The organism is Vibrio porteresiae DSM 19223 (genome assembly GCF_024347055.1).
Lineage (GTDB): Bacteria > Pseudomonadota > Gammaproteobacteria > Enterobacterales > Vibrionaceae > Vibrio > Vibrio porteresiae.
In genome coordinates this window covers 1,814,126-1,833,835 of sequence record NZ_AP024896.1, presented here as the reverse complement: position 1 = coordinate 1,833,835, position 19,710 = coordinate 1,814,126, and the positions used below count along the sequence as shown (strand labels likewise).

Genomic DNA, 19,710 nt, shown 5'->3' with positions numbered 1-19,710 from the left:
AGAATCCTTTCAACAAAGACGAACAAGCCCAGTGACGTGATTAAATGGTGTTGTAACAAACAGAAAACGTTACTGGGATAAGAGCTAACAAGATGATGCGTCAATTTTTGCATAGAAGCGAAATCTTTAACATAGCTAAATTGCTATCTCGATGATCAAATCAGTAACAAAAGGAAGAAAATGTCGTTGATACCGTCTGTAGCACGAAAATGGCGATAAATCACATAAATATTGCATTTGAAAATATAATTAATTGAAATGAAATAGATAAAACTAATGGACGTCAAGTGTGTTTATAAATTAAGCAGCTGAAAAATGGACAAGTATGCTTATAAAAGGTTTATAAAAGGTTAATAAAAGGTAAATTAAATTACTGTTATCCATATTTGAGCTGTTTTCATTGGTTACTTTGGTTATTGTGATGTTAAATAAATGCTATTATCTTGATAAACTTAACAAACTTAAGGTCATTTTTATTCTATAAATAGTGCGGTCTGTGAACTTATAAAGGCAATAAAGCCATCTTCACAAGGAAGCATAATAATGAATAGAAACGACAGTGTCCCTCTACCTACGAACACGCGGGAATGGCTGATTAACCGCAATAGCTTAATTGTTATTGCCGATATGGTGCTGTTTGCCGTGCTTTACTTCACTTTACCCTTTGAACCTAAGGTTGTCTTAGGGCTAAGTATCTTGGCCTTCATAGCAGTTTTATGGCTAACCGAGGCGTTACACGTCACGATTACTGCCATTTTGGTCCCTGTTATCGCCGTTTTATTTGGTGTGTTTGATACACAATCGGCACTGAATAATTTCTCTAATTCAACCATTTACCTATTCCTTGGTGGTTTTGCATTAGCGGCAGCGATGCACAAACAAGGGTTGGATCAAGTCATTGCTGATAAGGTGCTTATCTTAGCCAGAGGGAAACTTAAATCTGCAGTATTTATGTTGTTTGGCGTGACTGCATTGCTCTCTATGTGGATCAGTAATACGGCCACGGCTGCGATGATGCTACCTTTGGTTCTAGGTGTTTTAGCCAAAGTGGATGGCAAGCAAGGACACAGTACTTATGTATTTGTGCTGCTAGGGATTGCCTATAGCGCGAGTATTGGCGGTATTGCAACATTGGTTGGTAGCCCACCGAATGCTATTGCTGCTGCGGAAGTCGGATTAACATTCACAGAGTGGATGAAATTTGGCTTGCCTGTCGCTGTCATTATGTTGCCAGTCGCGATGGCTATTTTGTATTGGGTGACCAAGCCAGATCTGAGCGGCAGCTTTGAACTAAACCATAAACCAGTTGAGTGGGATAAAGGTAAGGTGGTGACGCTATCTATCTTCTGCTTGATCGTGTTTATGTGGATTTTTAGTTCACCTATCAACAAGATGCTCGGTGGTTTTAAAGCATTTGATACGATCATTGCGCTTGTAGCCATTATTCTGGTGAGTTTTGCGCGAGTTGTGCATTGGAAAGACATAGAGAAGACCGCAGACTGGGGCGTATTGCTCCTGTTTGGGGGCGGCATCTGTTTGAGTAACGTGCTAAAGCAGACTGGCACCAGTGTTTTCTTAGCGCATGAATTGAGTAATTTAATCTCCAACTTAGGCGTATTCTGGATCGTTCTTATCATTGCTGCGTTTGTGGTATTCCTTACTGAATTCGCAAGTAATACTGCGAGTGCTGCCTTATTGATTCCTGTTTTTGCTACCGTAGCGCAAGCATTTGGCGTTTCTCCAGTATTGCTGTCAGTGCTGATTGCGGTTGCGGCTTCGTGTGCCTTCATGTTGCCAGTAGCGACTCCGCCTAACGCAATTGTGTTTGGTACGGGTCATATCCAGCAAAAAGAGATGATGAGAGTCGGGCTGTATCTTAACTTCGCGTGTATTGCACTATTAACGATAGTAGCCATGTTGTGGTGGTAATTACTGCTAAGCAATAAGATCAAAAAAGCGGAACTGGTGTTCCGCTTTTTTATTAGAGGTGAGAAAGAACCTTAGTTCTTGCTCAAATAAGCTTTGAAACGAGCACGAGTTTGCGCATCTGCTTTGTTGTACCAGAAATGCAGCATCTCTTCGGCAGTGCTATCACCAGGTTGAGCGGCTGGAGCAGGCGCTGGTGCTCCAGAATAATTAATCGCTGGTTGAACTACGCCAACGGAAGCAATGCGACCACTGCGGTTATATTCATCGATTTCATCACGGAAGTTACGGCCGATCTGCATGCCTTCTTTAATCAGTTTATCTTGTTTAACACTGACGGCTTGACCAGATTTATCCGTCAGAGACCATTGCATGCTTTTAATGTTTTTCTCTGCATCTTTGATATCACGATACTCAGGCAACTGGAATGACAGCGCTTGGTTTGTCGCAGAGAAGGTTGCCACAATAGGATCGCTTTCGGTTGAATAGCGTTCTTGGCCTTCAGAAAATACTGGTTGGTAGCGGAAAAGGATTTGATGTTGACCGTCTTCGAGCTCAATTGTTTTCGTTGCAGATAGAAAGCTACCTGATTCGTGAGGTTTTGCACCATCCACGACTAGAACATTCACGTTACTTGGAACTTCAATTGATACTTTTGCTTGTGCAGAAGCGGCGAATACCATAGCCAAAATACATGGTAACGTCTTGATTGTATTCATTAGTTTTATCCTTTTTATCGCATACGCGTATAGGGACAAAAGAGTGCCGATCATTGATGATAAAAGCAAGCCTTGCGATGTTAAGTTAGCGCCAAATTCATCAAAACTTCATCTTCATTCACACTCTGTCACGTTTTATTGTTAATACGATTAGGTGTGAATTGGTCGATGGGCAGTTTTGTTGCATGGCTGAGTGAACAAACTTGGCATTTATGACTCCAACCCAAGAGAGCGACTCCATAGTGATAATAAACCAATGACTTTTAGCAAAGTGGTGAGCTTAATTGGCATTTACACTGTAAAATCTTACGGTTACTGATGAGATATAGAGAAGGTTGTTAAGGTATGAAATCGATGTTGCCGTTGCTTTATCGTGAATGTATTAAGCAAAAGTGGTTATTGAGTCTATCGCTTTGGCTTTGTGTGGCGGTAGGCATTATGGTTTACCTTGTAATGACTCAGAGTCAGTTAGCGACCAATTTTTCATTGACGATGAATTATTCCGGTGATTTCAATATGGAGAGTTTAGGCAAAGGCTTATCGCCTGAAAGTCTTGCCATCTCTGCGATTGGTATGTGGTCACTTTCCCTCAGTTTTTTGTATTTGGCGAAGACGCTGCGCCTTACGAAATCATATTACGGCGGGTATAAAAGACCCATAGAGTTGCATTTAGTAAAGCTGCTGTTCGCTTTCGTTATTATTCCATTTTCTTGCATACCACTGCTTTGGGTCATGCATTATCTGCTGTGGCAATTGGCGGATCTATTGGGAAATTGGCAGGCTATCTCTGTTTTTCATCAAACAGCGTACCTGTCAGCGCACTATGTGGAACGCATACTCCTTGCTGGCTTGGTGACGGTTCCTGCCGGGCTGCTGGTTTTATGTGTCTCGCAACGTTCCACCGCACCGCTTCTTCTACTGTTGATTTTGGCTTATGCGATTAAATGGTTATCTCCCATGTTAGTTGGCACCTCATGGTTTAGCCAATATGTGGAAGTGGTACTTGATGCGCCTTCCAATGTGCTCGATGGTGCGAGTATTGGGCACGAGTTGACTCAATTTGGTTTTGCTTATGGGGTTATTTATCTGGGCATGGGCATTATTGCTGCGTACGTTAGTGTGCAGCGATTACGAAATGTCACCCGCCCTGAGATTTCATGTAAATAGCGTGGATAGGGGAGAGGCTATCTTCAATGTTGGCAAGTAAGACAGTGATAGATATTTATCATGTTTTGCTAATATTATTGATTTCTATGATAAAGATGGCCATTTTTCGTTAGTCGAGTCGCATTATTTCACGGTCAGAAAAATATAATGGCAGTAGATACCTAACTGATATTGTACGGTTATCTCTGCCATACGAGCTAAACGTTGATTGTTTGGGTATTCACATAATAACAAAGAGACCCAAATAGGAACGTAGATGTTAAAAGCCATTTCTTTAAGAACAAAGCTCGCGGTGGCTGCGGGGTTTGCCATCATCTTAGGTGGAGTGATTGTTGAGTCACTCTCTTTTCGCGCATCGTTACAACGTTTGAATGAGCAGGTAGACCAAAACGTACAAAGCACGATCGCCTCATATAACCAATATGTCACTGATTGGTTGAAATCAAAGGAACGTTCACTGACCTCTTTAGCGAGTGATGTTCAAGCCGATCAGATGGTTAATCAGCTTATCCAAGTCAAAAAAGCGGCAGATTTCGATAACGTATTTCTTGCTTACCCAGACGGTTCGCAAGTCAATGCTAACCATGTTTCCCTGCCACCTGATAACAATGACCCACGTCGCTGGGGCTGGTATATCAATGGGAAAGCCAATCCAAATCGTGTCTATATGGATAACCCGAGCGTGGCTGCCGCTACTGGGGCAAATGTGGTTTCCATGGGGAGAGCGATGACCATTGGTGGTCAGCAAGTGGTTCTCGGCGCGGATATGGAAATTACCGATATCCTCAACACCATGAAGCAAGTCATTTTGCCTGGTGTTGGCGATATGTTTATCGTCAACAGCAAGGGCAATGTCTTTACTCATCGTGATACCAAATTACTCAATCAAAGTGTCAGTCAGCTAGGGATTCGCTTTGAGGATATCCAAAATAGTGTGGCTAAAAAGGATGATGAGTTCGTTGATATTCAAGGTAAGTCCACGTTGTTGTATGCGAGCAAAATTGCCAATACCGATTTAACCAGTGTGGTGGTTATTGATCGTGATTCCTTGGTCGCGCCTTTGTTTGATGCGCTTTGGGGCCAAATAGCGGCGACATTGGTCGTGGTGGTGCTGTGTGCAGTGTTATTCAATATGCTGTGTAATGTCTTGCTCCGCCCATTGAAAAATGTGTCAGCTGCGCTACAAGCGATCGCCAATGGTAATGGGGATCTAACCGTGCGTATTCCCGTTGAACATCAAGATGAAATCGGTCACTTAGCAGAGAACTTTAACCAGTTTATGTCCAGTTTACAGGAGCTTGTTCAACACATTAGACAGCAAGCCGATGAACTGACAGGTCAAGCTAACGAGGGCTCTCGCAATGCCAATCGCTCGGTTGACGAATTGGGGTTACAGCAGCAAGAGGTGACTTTAGTCGCGACGGCTGTGACCGAAATGGCATCAGCAACGCAAGAAATTGCGGCTCACGCGGAGCAAACTGCTCAAGCGGCTCAAGCGTCAACCAATAGCTCTGTTGAAGGTTATCAGTTGGTGGGAAATTCTCGTCAGTCGATAAATCAATTGGCGAATGAAGTGCAGCACGCAAGTAATGTGATCTCTGAACTCAATCAACATTCCCAAGAAATTTCTGCTGTTCTGACCTCTATTCAAGAAATTGCTGCTCAAACCAACCTGTTAGCTCTGAATGCGGCGATTGAAGCGGCTCGAGCTGGTGAGCAAGGACGAGGTTTTGCCGTTGTAGCAGATGAGGTTCGTATTTTATCTCAGCGGACGCAAAACTCGACCGATGTGATTAAATCAACCATTACTACGTTACAAGACAGCACTTTAGAAGCGGTGCAGATCATGGAAAACAGTGAAGCTTTAGCTCAAAACGCGGTAGCCGATGCGGATAAAGCCACATCGTCTCTTGAGCAAATTAAAGCGTCAGTGAGTGAGATTAGTGACATGGCAACGCAGATTGCGACCGCGGCTGAAGAGCAGACTCATGTCACTGGTGAAATTACCCAAAACATTACTGCCATCAAGGATGTAACGGATCAATTGGTGTCTGGAGCGCAAGACAGTTTAGGTCAATCTAAAGCGCTACATCATCAAGCTGAGCAACTGCAAGAGAAAGTGGGCATGTTCAAATTGGCTTAATTGCATTAGTCCGAATAACAGTCCGAACAAATTCTCTTTTGAGTGGGCCTTCAGCATTGATGTAAAAATGCTGGAGGCCTTTATTTTTGCTGGTGATTAAATGATCATCTTTTGTGGTTAGGCTTTCTAACCAGTGAACTTGTATGAATATTGCCATCTGAGAGAATATTGTTCTAATTCTCGCTATGTGATAATGAAATCCTTTAATTCAAATTAAATTCTCGTTATGTAAGAATAGCGGTTTGAGGTGGTGAACAATAAAGGCTAAAAAGGACACATGAAAGAATCTAAATCTGCTGCTAATCCAGTAAATGAAAAAGCACTGCAGTTGCTGATGCAAGTTGCAGTTAATGATGAGCCAGTGCCGGCAAAAGTGCTGAGTGAACAACTTCAAGTGCCACTAAGCAGCCTTTACCGACATCTGAAATTGCTTAAAGAGTGGAACTTAATCGAAGAAAGTTCGCACGATAAAACGTTAATTATTGGCCCTGCTGCTCTGTTGCTGATGAGAAGTTATGAAACCAGTCAGCACAGTCTAGACGAAGTTGATGCTGTATTGACGCGTCTACAGAAACAGACGGGTGAGATGGCGGCGTACATGGTGCCAGTAGGTTATCGGGCGCTGTGTGTGAGCCAAAAAGAAAGTATGCAGGCGCTTCGTTGCAGCTTCGTCCAGGGGCAAAGTCAACCATTGCTTCGTGGCGCCTCTTCTAAAGTGATGTTGGCGTATATGCCCGCTCAGCGTTGTGAAAAAATTCTTCGTTATTTTGGCGAAGATAGCCATATGGAGAAGTGGCAAACTGAGTTAGACAAGATACGTCGTCACGGTTATGCCGTGAGTACATCTGAAATCGACCCCGGCGTGTCTGGTATCAGCGCTCCGGTAATGAAAGGGAGTAAGTTGATCGGTGCGATTTCCGTGATGGCTCCAGCCCATCGCGTTGAAACACATAAGCAACGGATCATTTTACATGTGTTGCAGGCCGCGCGAGCGTTGCCACCAGAAAGGTAATTCAGTAAGGGTAATGTCATCATGTTAAGTTTGTTCAAACGCTACCGCTTGAATCGTCATCCAGTTTCTCACGTCTCACCATTTACGTTTTTAACCGTATGTGAACGTATTAAACCTATGTCGCTGGTGGAGTTTGAAATTGCGCAGCAGAGCTTAGAGTTTGCGTCGGATTGGTTGTATCAACAACAAGCCAACCCACAATATTCAGATGCTGGTCATATCATTCTTCGTGATGATGCGGATTACCGTTACCAAGAAATCTTATCTCGACACATGGCGATGAGTTCGGTGCCTGTTGTACTGGCCAACTGTCATGAATTGTTATTGGAGGCTATGCCTGTGCTCTCTGCGGAAGAGGGAACTTTAGGATTTATCCATATAGGCAATAGCTTTCAATTGAAACAGACATTAGATCCGCAGTTAGGTTCAGCCTACCATTTCGTATTATCTCGTTATTCAAATACCCAATTGTTTTGTATCGGAATAGATTCAGAACACGAGCCGAGCCATAGTTTTGAATATGCGGAAGATTTGGGGTGCGACTGGTTAACTGCCGATGAAAGTGGTTTTGGATATCGTAGCCAACTTAAAAGCCAATTAAGTAATTATCTTGACCATTGTAACCAAGTCGTTCTGACTGTGGATCTAGCCTCTTTAGTTCCAAGTAATGGCATTAGCGAGAATAAAACCTTAGATAACCAGATGGTGATTCGTACCATTATTCAAGCGGTTAACTCAGGTAAACTGAAAATGATTCAATTGGTGGGGGCGAAAGATAAGTTGATCTATTCTCGCCAAACCAAAGAGATCATTGATGAATTAGGTCATTTGTCCGCTGAAGTGATGCACGTTGCATAAGCCATGTTTGTGGCTGAGTGGGCGGAAACCGTTAAGTAGTTTGTATTGTTAAACGGGGCAATGCAAAAATAAACTCCCTCAATTTGAGGGAGTTTTTTCTTTCTAGTAAGCAACAAACGATTATGCAGCAACCATCTGTTGGGCAAGAACTTTTCCGCTACCTCTGATCGCATCAACTTTCTCTTGAAACGCTGCTGATAGTTTCAGAATTTTGCTGTCAGGATGGTCAGCGATAAAGATGACTCTTTGTTTCTCATCACTCATTTCATCCCAGTAGCGATGAATATCGCGTGAAAGATGTAAGGCGTAAGCGAGCTTAGGCGCTATTTTTGCTTGGATCGGGTCATCAAAATGACCGATGGCATCCACCATCTCCTCAGGGAATTTCCAACTCTTTGCCAGCATGGCTCCAAGGCGTGGTGAGGATACGCCTAACACCTGCTCTTGCACCAGCAATGGATTTTCTCCCGCTTTGACCCGTTCAGAAATGACTTTAGCTTGTTCGGGCAGTAAAGAGTGGATCATGAGTTCACCGATGTCATGCAGCACGCCAGTCGTAAAGGCTTCACTGGAATCTAACCCAATTTGATCGGCGATTTTTTTGGTGATGAGGGCGGTTTCGAAAGTATTTGTCCAATATTCATCCAGATCCAATGTCTCAATATCTGAGAAGGTATTTGACAGTACCGAGGCAACCACTAGCGTTCGTACCGATTCCATACCGACTCGGATCAATGCATCAGAAACGGTGTGCACATCTCGTTGTCCACCGAAATAGGCAGAGTTGGCCATCCGCAGAAGACGAGCACTCAATATTTGTTCTAATTCCATCTTTTGCGAAAGATGTTTGAAATTAATATCTTCTTTGTTGACTAAATCAAGCAGGTCTTGAAGTACCTTCGATAATCTTGGTAACTCGTTTAAACGAGAAAGCAATTGAGTTTGGATCATGAGTGGTCTCCCTCATTTATTGGCTTATTTAATATAGGTCAATAAATCAACAACTGACAAAATAGAAAAGATAATCAGGTGATAATTCGCTGATCTTGATTGCTAAATACCCATAAATGGTCAAAGACCACCATTTACATTGATGACGAATTGCAAGGACTAACTAAAAGGGATTAGTGACTATTGGTGATGTATAGAGGATTTGCTGAATATGACAGGGATTTTACACATAGTTGATAAAAAACCATTGGCAGGCGTTTTACAATGCTGCCCTTGTCTATGGGGAGAAGTCTTATGTCACTACACTGGCGAGGAAAAAGAAGCAATTACGGTTTTTTAATACTTGGCTTTTTTGCAGCCTTGCTAGCCCCGATCTCGTATTTTTTGTTTCCGATTAACTTAATGGGATCTGTACCCGATTGGCTTGGGGCGACAATGACCTATGTTTCGCATACGGCCGCGGGTGTGGGTGGTATAGGAACATTAATCGTATTTCTCATCTGGTCATTTTGGCGTTCGCGCTATACCCCGTTAGAACGCATCAATTTTATGCTGCAATTGGGCGTCCTGTTACTTTTGGCCTTGGTGTTAAAAACGGGCATTAAACAACTGACGCACAGCCCGCGGCCATTCACTTACGCCATGACACAAGCGTTGGTGCTCCCAGAGCCTAGTCACTTTTATAAACTTGATGAGGCGCAAAAAGAACTGGCGCTTGAGCGAATGGAAAAGAAAGTCTCATCTTGGCGTATCATGAATTGGCAAGGGGAAATGAACTATTCATTTCCGTCGGGTCACACTGTGTTTGTTGCCATCTGTTTGGTCTTTTTTGGCTCCTTATTACTTGAGCAAAAGCGTTATGTGAGTGCGGACCTGCTTTTGATCTGGGGATTGCTTGTTGCGTATTCCCGATTATGGCTGGGGATGCACCGCCCGGAAGACCTCTTTGGCGCAATTGCCTTAGTTGCCTTTATCTATTGGTGTGTTCCCAAACATTACCCCGTTGAACATCCCAAATTGCAGCCGATTTGGCGCATGCTGCGCATTCAGTCATAGGACTGAATAAACATAAATATCCTAATTAGATAAAACAGAAGGGAGCGATAAACGCTCCCTTCTGCTTTGGTATTTTTACTTTGGTATTGCTAAGTCGCTTTGATGTTCTGATGAATAGCATACAGGCTTCTTGATTGGCATCAACTTAAGCAATTAAGCTCGATACCACACCGATTAAGCCACCAAATACACCGCCCCAAACAACGAGCCAACCTAAGTGTTCGCGAATCATTTTTTGCACCATCTCTTTAACCAATTGAGGGGTTAATTCGTTAAGGCGCTGTTCAATAATACTTTCAATATTCTCTTGAATTGAATCTTGCATTGATGAAGAACTGAGTTGCTCTTTTAACGCGTTTTTAACGGATTCGCTTTGGCTAATGTCACGCATTGACGCTTGCATTTTTTCCACAAAAGGCTGCTTTAACGGTTGTAAAGCATCAGTGCCACCAAACATAGCTAACATGCCACCAAATGAAGATTGACTGATCACATCAACTAGAGAATCAAAGGTTGGGTTAAAGTCGACACTGGTGATAATCGGTTCCAAATCCAATTTCTTATCTGCACCTTCCTTATTCAGGAAGCGTTGAATATTTTCAACAGTGAAGAACTGTTCCATCATCAAGGTCTTGATTGCTGCTTTAAACGCTTCAAAACGTGCTGGTATAACACCTGAACCATAAAGGCCAGGTACTTTCTCAAACAGCATGTGAATCGCTAGCCAGTTGGTAATTGCGCCAGAAAAGGCGAACAGACCCGCGTAAAGACATAACGAATTATGGGTGTAATAGCCAGCACCCAGTAGCACTAGTGAAATCACATTGGTCATTAAACTTTTGTTCATTGTCGATTCTTTTGAGGATGAATAAATTAATGCTTTGGATTTTATGAAAAAATGACCGTTGGGAAAAGGGATTCTCAATATGGTTTTCTCTCTAAGAGCAATGAGTGTTGTTATGATGTGGTGATGAAACTCATGATAAGAAAAAGCCGCGAATGAACGCGGCTTTGATTAGGAACGATCGATGAGTTTGGCACAGGACGACGAAGGCCAAAGCATCATCGATCGTATTGGATGTTCTGCTTAGTAAACTAACTCTGGCTCAACCATTTTTTGAGTTAGACAAAGAACGTTATCCAGACCTTTCAACTTATTCTCTTTGAATAGCAGATCGATTTGCTCATCATTAAAGTTGTCAGTCTTATAACCGATGATGTGCATTACATCACCTGGTTGTAGAAAGTTCTCTTGACCCCAATCGGTGTAGTTTGGCGCGCCAGTGTAAAGAATCAACTCTTCTGGATAGCCGTGTTTAGCAAGTACCGGTAGGATTTGGTCAAACATACCGTGTTCTTGTTGACCATTGATCGCTTCTACCATCCACGTTGATAGGGCATCACCAAACAGTTTCATTTGGTCAATTTTCAATGGTTGAGTCGCCATGTGTTGCTTACCATCACGCTCGATGTAAGACACTAGGCTTAGCGTATTTAGGCTTTCTAGCTCATCCAGTTCCCACCATGTTGGGTGAATACCTTTAGAGTTTTCGCCCCAAGACTTACGAGTACTGATTTTGGTTGCGCCTTCAAGGCTACGAATCGTTACATCGTTACCTACAGTGATACGATGAGGAATCACTTTAACAACTTGGTTATCTTGGTACTGAATGGTGTACTGAATAACGAACTCAGGCTCGATATCAACTTTGCTACCTTGGGCTGGGTAGAAAGTGTTGCTACCGTTAGTTAATGAGCTTTTGTTGTGATCGATAACGAAGATACCGCTTGGTACTTCAGATTCGTGAACATTTTCCGCACTGGAAAGGTGGCCAAAGTAATTACCAATGACTCCAATTGTAATAGAACTCAAAATAACTCCTAAAACTAGATCTTAATAACAACAAAATTCTCTGCGTTCGAGGATTATTTTTATCCGCGATATAGGCATGATTTTGTCTTGGTTTTAATAAATTTAAACTAACATAATTTGTTTAAGTTTTTATTGTAGTGACAATAAAATAAGTGCGTACATTATCACATTATGACGTGGTTAAAACGTGCTTTATGAATTTTATGGATTTTATTCTATTTTGGAGAGAGATTAGGCTAAAAACACTGGTTTAAAGTGCAGCTAGAGGACGGAGTTAGAAGATTACACTATTGTTCTACTATAAAAACATAGATAGATCGCACTTTTATCTTGTTCTGACTAACTTGTATCGAATTCCTGAATAATACCGAAATATATCGTTGTTTATTCGGCTGTATAAATATTATTCAGCTCCTGTAACTTTTCGCTATTTTACTTCTATTTTCATTATTTGAGAATATGGTATTGACACTGAATTTATGAAAATAGAAATCAGGTATCAATAAACATTAATCACGCACTCGTTTTGGGAGTGATGAATCAATATTGTTTATTTAAATGAGTCGAACTTTAATTGTTGCTCTTTAATATGCAATTGATTGTTTTTATCAATAAGGGTGTTTGATGTGCTGTAGCATTATGTAAAAATAAACCTGTGTAAGCGTTTACAATGATTTTGTCATAGCTGAAGAATAGCTTGGGTTACAGATAAGTTACTAAAGTGACTTATGTCACTTTTTTCGGAATTGGAAATTTATGGTTTTTAATTAAAATTAATATAAAACAATAAGTTAATTTAGATGTTGTGTGGTGAAATAGCCTTTTCATTGTTGTGACTGATGTTACATTTTGTTGGTTTGGAAACGTTTACAATCCCTGCCGTTACCTCATGACTATTACACTAATAACAATAGGACCAAAATAATGTCGAACATAGAACATGGTTTGGGATTTATCGACATCTTGGTATTCGCCATTTATGTCGCAATCATTATCGGGGTTGGCCTCTGGGTTTCTCGCGATAAAAAAGGCTCTCAAAAAAGTACTGAAGATTATTTCCTTGCGGGCAAATCACTGCCTTGGTGGGCAGTCGGTGCCTCGCTAATTGCTGCTAACATCTCTGCTGAACAGTTTATCGGTATGTCCGGTTCCGGTTTCTCAATCGGACTGGCTATCGCCTCTTATGAATGGATGTCGGCGCTTACCTTAGTTATCGTGGGTAAATACTTTTTACCAGTGTTTATCGACAAAGGCATTTACACCATTCCTGAGTTCGTAGAAAAACGTTTCAACAAACAGCTAAAGACCATCTTAGCCGTGTTCTGGATCGCTTTGTACGTATTCGTTAACTTAACGTCTGTTCTGTATCTAGGTGGCTTAGCGCTAGAAACCATTTTGGGTATTCCTTTGATGTACTCCATCATTGGTTTGGCTCTATTTGCGCTGATTTACTCTATTTATGGCGGCCTATCAGCTGTGGTTTGGACCGACGTTATTCAAGTCTTCTTCTTGGTACTTGGCGGGCTATTAACCACTTACATGGCGGTGAACTTCATTGGTGGTACCGACGGTTGGTTCGCAGGTTTAGATAAGATGATTGAAGCGGCTCCTGGTCACTTTGAAATGATCTTGGATCAAAGCAACCCGCAATTTGCTAACTTACCTGGTATCGCGGTTCTTATCGGTGGTCTTTGGGTCGCTAACTTGTATTACTGGGGCTTTAACCAATACATCATTCAACGTACGTTGGCGGCTAAGTCGGTTCCTGAAGCACAAAAAGGGATTATGTTTGCGGCGTATCTAAAATTGATCGTGCCATTCTTGGTTGTGTTGCCTGGTATCGCTGCATTCGTGATTACCTCTGATCCTGCTCTTATGGCTTCTCTTGGTGATGCAGCACTGCAAAACATGCCAAGCCTTGCTCATGCAGATAAAGCCTATCCTTGGTTAACTCAATTCCTACCTGTTGGTGTGAAAGGGGTGGTATTCGCGGCATTGGCAGCGGCTATTGTTTCATCTTTGGCTTCTATGCTGAACTCTACTGCGACCATCTTTACCATGGACATCTACAAAGAGTTTATTGCTCCGAAAGCGGGTGACCACAAACTGGTTAACGTCGGTCGTGTAACGGCTATTGTTGCTCTTGTTATCGCCTGTTTAGTTGCGCCACTGCTAGGCAACATCGGTCAAGCATTCCAATACATTCAAGAGTATACCGGTCTAGTTAGCCCTGGTATCTTGGCGGTATTCATGTTGGGTCTATTCTGGAAGAAAACCACCAGTAAAGGCGCCATCATCGGTGTTATCGCATCCATTCCATTTGCGCTGTTCTTGAAATTGATGCCACTGCACATGCCGTTTATGGACCAAATGTTGTACACCTTGCTTATGACTATGGTTGTGATTGCATTTACTAGCCTAAGTACATCTGAAAACGATGATGATGCTAAAGCAATTTCGCTTACATCGAAGATGTTCCATACCGAACGCAGCTTTAACCTAGCGTCGTATGTCATCATGATCATCCTAGCTGTGCTGTATACCTTATTCTGGTAATCGTTCACTATCTTCTCGACCAAGCCCCAATATACACTATTGGGGCTTTTCTATTTTTAGCGGAGGAACTGCGGGATGGAATCCACGTTGTTACCCAATATTGTAGTGTTTCTACAAAACTTATCGCCTTTTCAACAGCTTTCCCATGAGATCCTGGAAAACATCGCCAGCGATATCGATATTCTCTATTTAGGTAAAGGAGATAAGTTACCCAACGACGATTCACATCAACGTCACTTATACATTGTTCGAACCGGTTCTGTGGAACAGCGATTCCCCGATGGTGGATTGCGTTCTCGCCTTGGTGAAAATGACCTGTTTGGTTTTAGCTTAAACACGGAAGATGAGACGCCGGCTTACCAAACCATAGCGCTGCAAAACACCCTCTTGTACCGTTTGGACTATGCCTCTTTGCTCAAGGATGTCGCCGAGTATCCAGAAGTTACGGAACAGCTCGCTTTAAATGCCAATATGCGTATGCAGTCGAGCTTACATGTGCAATGGAATCAAACAGATAAAGGGCTATTTTTTGAACCGATTGCAAAAGTTGCTAGCTCGAAAATTGCGATAGCCACACCGCAAATGACGATTCAGCAAGTCGCTCATTTAATGCGTCATCAACTCAATTGTACTTGTGCAGTGATTGTCGAGGACGATCAGTTACTCGGCATGATCACCGACAAAGACATGACCAAACGCGTTGTCGCGGAAGCGGTGGACGTCTCGCTCCCGATTACTAAGGTGATGACCCATCAACCGTGGACAGTGCGTCAAGATGAGCTGGTCCTGACTGCGGTGGGGATCATGATGCAAAACAACATCCAAAACCTACCGGTGGTGAATGAGAAGCATCAAGTCGTTGGTCTAATTACCCCGCAACAATTGGTATTGCAGCACAGCGTTCAAGCGATCTTTTTAATTGAGAAGATCAGTCGAGCGGAATCCGTGGACGAATTGGTGCCTTTGGCGCTTGAGCGTCAAGCAGTGTTTGAAGCGATGGCTCATGCCAATCTACCGGCAAAATTGATTGGGCGAGTACTTAGCATGATTTATGACGCGTTTACCCGTCAGATCATTCATTTTGCTGAGCAAGCATTGGGTAAAGCACCGTGTGAGTATGTGTGGCTTGCCGCTGGCTCTCATGCTCGTGAAGAGGTTCATTTAGGGTCTGACCAAGATAACGCGCTATTACTGGATGACAGTGCCAGTGAGAGTGATCGAGTCTATTTCAGCCATTTTGCGATGTACGTTTGTAAAGCCTTAGATGAATGTGGTTATGCTATTTGTTCCGGTCGTTTTATGGCGGCAACACCGAAATGGTGTCAAACGCAACATGTATGGCAACAGTACTATCGTAAATGGGCTTCGAACCCTGAATACGATTTGCTGCTTAATTTGACGGTATTTTTGGATATTCGCCGTGTCTCAGGCAGCGAAAAGCTGTTTCGTCAGCTAGATGATTTTCGCTTAGAGCAGGTTAACGGCAACGTGAAACTGATGGCAGCGTTAGTTCGTAACACATTACGTACTCGTCCACCTTTGGGGATTTTCAATAATTTGGTCCTTGAAAAAGATGGTAAAAATGAAAAGCGGCTCAATATCAAAAAAGCAGCGGTGAATTGCTTAGTTGATTTGGCACGCATTTATGCGTTGCACGAAGGTGCTGCTAGCCTTAATACCGAGGAGCGTTTTCACGATGCTTGGGAAAAAGGAGTCGTCAACGAACACTCCTATCAGGATCTTATTGGTACTTATCACTTTGTTAACCAACTGCGTTATCGACATCACTTGGAATGTCTACGTAAAGGGGAGGCCATTAGTAACTATCTGATGCCTGACCATTTTAGTAGTTTTGATCGCCAACATCTTAAAGATGCATTTCGTATTATTTCAGGGTTTCAAGACGCAATAAAAATGAAGTTTGGGAGCTAGAACTCATGTGGCATTGGTTTAAACCGGATGAATATCGCCAACTCGAAATGTTACGGTCACAGACGGTAACCGATCCGTTATTGACGCCTTTTTTTGATTTGCCATTGCCAGAACGAGACCAAGATATTCGCCTCTGTGACACCTTGGTTCTCGATTTTGAAACCTCAGGATTTGATAGTCAGGTCGATCAAGTTCTCAGTATGGGCTGGGTGGCGATTCGCCATGGTCAGGTGCAGCTTAAAACTGCGCAGCACCTGTTGATTGCCAATCATCATAAGGTCAATCCTGAAGCAGCCAAGGTACACCATTTATTGCCAGAAAGACTTAGTCAGCAAGGTGTTGATATGGCTTTGGCTTTTAGTGAACTGCTCCTAGCGATGCAAGGCAAGGTGGTGGTGGCTCATGGATGTGTCATAGAGAAGTCCTTTATCCAGCACTATTTACTCCGCCATTATGGGATAGAGCGTTTGCCTATACTCTGGGTAGATACGTTAAAGATTGAGCAGAAGCGGCAAGCTCTGCGTAAAGACCGTCCCGATTTTCGTTTAGCGGCGGTCAGAAAGCGTTACGGATTGCCCGAATACATGGCTCACCATGCATTGGTGGATGCGGTTGGAACTGCGGAGCTTTATCTTGCTCAATTACATGGGCTTTTTGCACAAGAAAAAGCGCCAGTAGAGGCGGTGTTAAAGTTTTCTCAGCCTTAATTCTGGGTGTAGTGAATGGATAGACAATAAAAAAGAGCATTGATATCAATGCTCTTTTTTCGTTACGTTGGGGGCGATTAGTTAAAGTCGAGATATAAGGTTCGATCTTTAATCGTCACATCCGTTTTACCTTCAATCGGTGTTTCCTGCTGTTTGTAGTTCACCGTAATGGCTGAATCAGGCCAGCCTAACTTGTAGAAGTATGGACGGATCATGTGATATTCCAAATTCGCCAAGTTATCGAAAGTTTTTGAGCCGGTTTTTTTGTACAGCCAGTCACTCATTTTCTTCTTATCGACGGTTGCCACAATGTGGTCGTATTGGCCTTTCGCATCGATATAGTCATGAGCATCATTGCCCGCAATCACCTCTGCCATAAAGGTGCGTGTTGCGTTGTATTTGGTGTTGTAACTGTGGGTTTGGAATGCCAGTGGAATCATCAGTAGGATGATATTCACATAGCGTAGCCACGGTGTTTTCACCAAATAGATCACCATCATGATACCCAGTGGGAGCGTAATGCCAGAGCGCAACGGAACGTGTACACCCAAGACCACCACACTGGCATAGATAGAGATAATAACGGCAAGGAGCACTAGGTAATATTTAATGTTTTCTTTGAATGTGATTAGCGCAATACCTAATGCTGGTAGGTAGAACCACGCACTAAGTTCAGCAATATAGTTGGCGTTACGCGTAAAATCGCCAGCGCTTTTATCAATGTTTGCCCACAGTGAAGCCACATCATGTAATGGGCTCTCTTTACGCCATGTTGCCATTTGCATAAAGTGCGCATTGCCTTCAATCAGCCAAGTGTAGAGATACACCAAACCATTACCGACGGCATAACCTAATACGTAGCCTGCAGCCCACCAAAGCATGAAGACCAATAGCTCTTTGTAGGTGCCTTTACGTATATCTGCTAGGTAAATCAGTGGCATAACAAAGTAGAATGCTGGGTAAGTGGCGAAAAGTAATACGCCAGAAAGCAACAGCATTTTAGGAATAGAAATGCGTTCACGGTAGTAACTGAACACTGCCAGCATGAAACAGCCTGGTAGCAACGTCATTGGCCATTTGAACAGCATAGTGAAGTAAGGAACGTTCATCACGGTCATCGCAAAGAACAGTGCCAGCCACTTATCCTTTTTCAGTGCCATAGACACGTTGTAGCCAAACATACCGATGAATAGGTAACACAAGGTGTTGGCAAGCTGTGCGTTTAGATCACGACTGAATTCAAATAACGCAAAGTTAATCCAGCGACCTTCAGAGGTGAATTTACCGGTGTAACTCGCCATATAAGGCAAGGCGTCATGAGCAATGTTAACTAAAACAGAGATATACATATTATGTGCTGTGACTGCGATGCAAAGGAGCATCACCACCGCACGTAACACACTAAAAGCGTTGATCGAACGGTTTTCATCCATTGCTAAGCCAAATAGACTGCTTAGGTTGAAACCCTTTTTGAATATTCGTTGATAGCCTAGATAATTCATAATCATTGACACAAATATGCTGAAGAATTGTCCAATATAAGCGTTCAAATGTAGCCCTGTCACCAATAAGTATAAGGTGAGAGTACTTGCGCCTAGTGAAGACAAATTCACCAATAAAAACGGTAAAAATTGTCCCGACTTACGCTTGCTATTAAAGACGAATCCTCGGTTGAGTAAGAAACTGCATAAAACGCCGATGCAGTATGCCAAGACAGATGCGAGAAGATAATTATGCAACTGTTGATATATTGCAACAAAAGAGAGGTAAGAGACGGCGGTATTAAAACCGCCGACAATAAGAAATCTCATTTTTTCTTGCAAGTTGGTACAGATGAATTGATTAACTTGAGCGAGACGTTTCATCATCGTTTTTCTGCCCTAAGTTTTTCTTCACAATATACAGTGGACGGTTTTTCGACTCATTGTAAATTCGGGCTATGTACTCTCCCAAAATACCGATTGAAATTAACTGCACGCCACCAATAAAGAGCATTGCCACCAGCATAGATGCCCAACCAGATTGCCAATGGTCTGTGGCTAAACGCACGTAGACGGTATAAAGCAACATCAACAGAGCAATACCAGAAGAGATAAATCCCATAATGATCGAGAGCTTCAATGGCTTAACTGAGAACGAGAGAATTCCGTCTAAGCCAAATTTCAGCATTTTACGCAGAGGGTATTTGGTTTCACCTGCGAAACGAGCATTACGCTGATAACGGATTGACGTTTGATTGAAACCAATCCAGCTCACCATGCCGCGAATAAAGCGGTTTTTCTCTGGCATCGCATTAAGTTGGTTGACCACTTGGCGGTCCATTAAACGGAAGTCGCCAGTATCGAGAGGAATCGAAACCTCTGATAAATAGTTCAGGATACGGTAGAACCATTTTGCTGATGCCAGTTTAAAGCGCGATTCGCCTTCACGGTTCTCACGAGTACCATAAACAACGTCGTAGCCTTTTTCCCACAGTTCAATCATGTCTTTGATTAAGTGGGGTGGATCTTGTAGGTCGGCATCGATAAGCACTACGGCATCACCGGTGGCTGCTTCAATACCCGCACTGACGGCTGGCTGGTGACCGAAATTTCGGGAAAATGAAATTAAGCGCACAATTTCATGTTGTTTGCTGTAGTTAAGAAGCTTTGCTTCTGTATCATCCGCGCTGCCATCGTTCACGAAAATCAGCTCGAACTGATATCCTTCGATACTGTTAGTGACATTAAGGAGTTCTTCTACTGTGTAGTCAATCACTTCACTTTCGTTGTAGCAAGGGATGACGACTGAAACCGTTTTTTGCATATTCG

15 protein-coding genes and 1 pseudogene are annotated in these 19,710 nt (G+C 42.8%); 9 read left to right on the top strand and 7 right to left on the bottom strand.

Annotated elements, in window-relative coordinates; all coding sequences use genetic code 11:
- Positions 1-543 precede the first annotated feature (543 nt).
- Positions 544-1,929, top strand: a complete 1,386-nt coding sequence (locus tag OCV11_RS24820; protein ID WP_261897121.1) for an SLC13 family permease — start codon at positions 544-546, stop codon at positions 1,927-1,929.
- Positions 1,930-2,000: 71 nt separating this feature from the next.
- Here OCV11_RS24820 and OCV11_RS24815 read toward each other — a convergent pair whose 3' ends face one another.
- Positions 2,001-2,645 (bottom strand): DUF2057 family protein, encoded by a 645-nt coding sequence (locus tag OCV11_RS24815; protein WP_261897120.1) that lies wholly within the window; start codon positions 2,643-2,645, stop codon positions 2,001-2,003.
- Positions 2,646-2,990: 345 nt separating this feature from the next.
- Between OCV11_RS24815 and OCV11_RS24810 the strand changes: the two genes are divergently transcribed.
- The 4 genes from OCV11_RS24810 (at position 2,991) to OCV11_RS24795 (ending at position 7,825) form a co-directional block, all read left to right on the top strand.
- On the top strand, positions 2,991-3,812 hold the full coding sequence (locus tag OCV11_RS24810; RefSeq protein ID WP_261897119.1) for a hypothetical protein: 822 nt from the start codon (positions 2,991-2,993) through the stop codon (positions 3,810-3,812).
- Positions 3,813-4,068: 256 nt separating this feature from the next.
- Positions 4,069-5,955, top strand: coding sequence for a methyl-accepting chemotaxis protein (locus OCV11_RS24805; protein ID WP_261897118.1), 1,887 nt, complete (start codon positions 4,069-4,071; stop codon positions 5,953-5,955).
- Positions 5,956-6,232: 277 nt separating this feature from the next.
- Positions 6,233-6,967: an IclR family transcriptional regulator gene (locus OCV11_RS24800; RefSeq protein WP_261897117.1), complete on the top strand. Its 735-nt coding sequence runs from the start codon at positions 6,233-6,235 to the stop codon at positions 6,965-6,967.
- 21 nt (positions 6,968-6,988) lie between these two features.
- Positions 6,989-7,825 carry an arginase gene (locus tag OCV11_RS24795; protein WP_261897116.1) on the top strand — a complete coding sequence of 279 codons (837 nt, stop codon included), beginning with the start codon at positions 6,989-6,991 and terminating at the stop codon, positions 7,823-7,825.
- 120 nt (positions 7,826-7,945) lie between these two features.
- On the opposite strand, the gene OCV11_RS24790 is transcribed toward OCV11_RS24795, so the two are convergent.
- A complete protein-coding gene (locus OCV11_RS24790) occupies positions 7,946-8,776 on the bottom strand; it encodes an HDOD domain-containing protein (RefSeq protein WP_261897115.1) in 831 nt (276 codons plus the stop codon).
- Positions 8,777-9,211: 435 nt separating this feature from the next.
- On the opposite strand from OCV11_RS24790, the gene OCV11_RS24785 reads away from it, so the two are divergent.
- Positions 9,212-9,832, top strand: a complete 621-nt coding sequence (locus OCV11_RS24785) for a phosphatase PAP2 family protein (protein WP_261897114.1) — start codon at positions 9,212-9,214, stop codon at positions 9,830-9,832.
- Between the two features lie 145 nt (positions 9,833-9,977).
- On the opposite strand, the gene OCV11_RS24780 is transcribed toward OCV11_RS24785, so the two are convergent.
- Complete coding sequence (locus tag OCV11_RS24780) at positions 9,978-10,679, bottom strand: DUF445 domain-containing protein (RefSeq protein WP_261897113.1); 702 nt, start codon at positions 10,677-10,679, stop codon at positions 9,978-9,980.
- Positions 10,680-10,919: 240 nt separating this feature from the next.
- Entirely contained in the window at positions 10,920-11,705 is a 786-nt protein-coding gene (locus OCV11_RS24775; protein WP_261897112.1) for a DUF5718 family protein, read from the bottom strand.
- A 924-nt stretch (positions 11,706-12,629) separates the two neighbouring features.
- Here OCV11_RS24775 and OCV11_RS24770 point away from each other — a divergent pair.
- The 3 genes from OCV11_RS24770 to OCV11_RS24760 all read left to right on the top strand — a co-directional run bounded on the left by OCV11_RS24770 (position 12,630) and on the right by OCV11_RS24760 (position 16,900).
- Complete coding sequence (locus OCV11_RS24770; protein WP_261897111.1) at positions 12,630-14,261, top strand: sodium/sugar symporter; 1,632 nt, start codon at positions 12,630-12,632, stop codon at positions 14,259-14,261.
- Between the two features lie 75 nt (positions 14,262-14,336).
- Positions 14,337-16,193 carry a putative nucleotidyltransferase substrate binding domain-containing protein gene (locus OCV11_RS24765; protein ID WP_261897110.1) on the top strand — a complete coding sequence of 619 codons (1,857 nt, stop codon included), beginning with the start codon at positions 14,337-14,339 and terminating at the stop codon, positions 16,191-16,193.
- A gap of 5 nt (positions 16,194-16,198) precedes the next feature.
- Positions 16,199-16,900, top strand: coding sequence for a 3'-5' exonuclease (locus OCV11_RS24760; protein WP_261897109.1), 702 nt, complete (start codon positions 16,199-16,201; stop codon positions 16,898-16,900).
- Between the two features lie 77 nt (positions 16,901-16,977).
- Here the strand turns inward: OCV11_RS24760 and OCV11_RS24755 are convergent, their stop codons facing one another.
- The 3 genes and pseudogenes from OCV11_RS24755 to OCV11_RS24750 form a co-directional block, all read right to left on the bottom strand.
- Positions 16,978-18,333 carry a GtrA family protein gene (locus OCV11_RS24755; RefSeq protein ID WP_261897108.1) on the bottom strand — a complete coding sequence of 452 codons (1,356 nt, stop codon included), beginning with the start codon at positions 18,331-18,333 and terminating at the stop codon, positions 16,978-16,980.
- Positions 18,334-18,387: 54 nt separating this feature from the next.
- Positions 18,388-18,711: pseudogene (locus OCV11_RS25110) on the bottom strand (GtrA family protein); the annotation flags it as partial.
- Between the two features lie 31 nt (positions 18,712-18,742).
- Entirely contained in the window at positions 18,743-19,705 is a 963-nt protein-coding gene (locus OCV11_RS24750; protein WP_261897107.1) for a glycosyltransferase family 2 protein, read from the bottom strand.
- Positions 19,706-19,710: the final 5 nt, after the last annotated feature.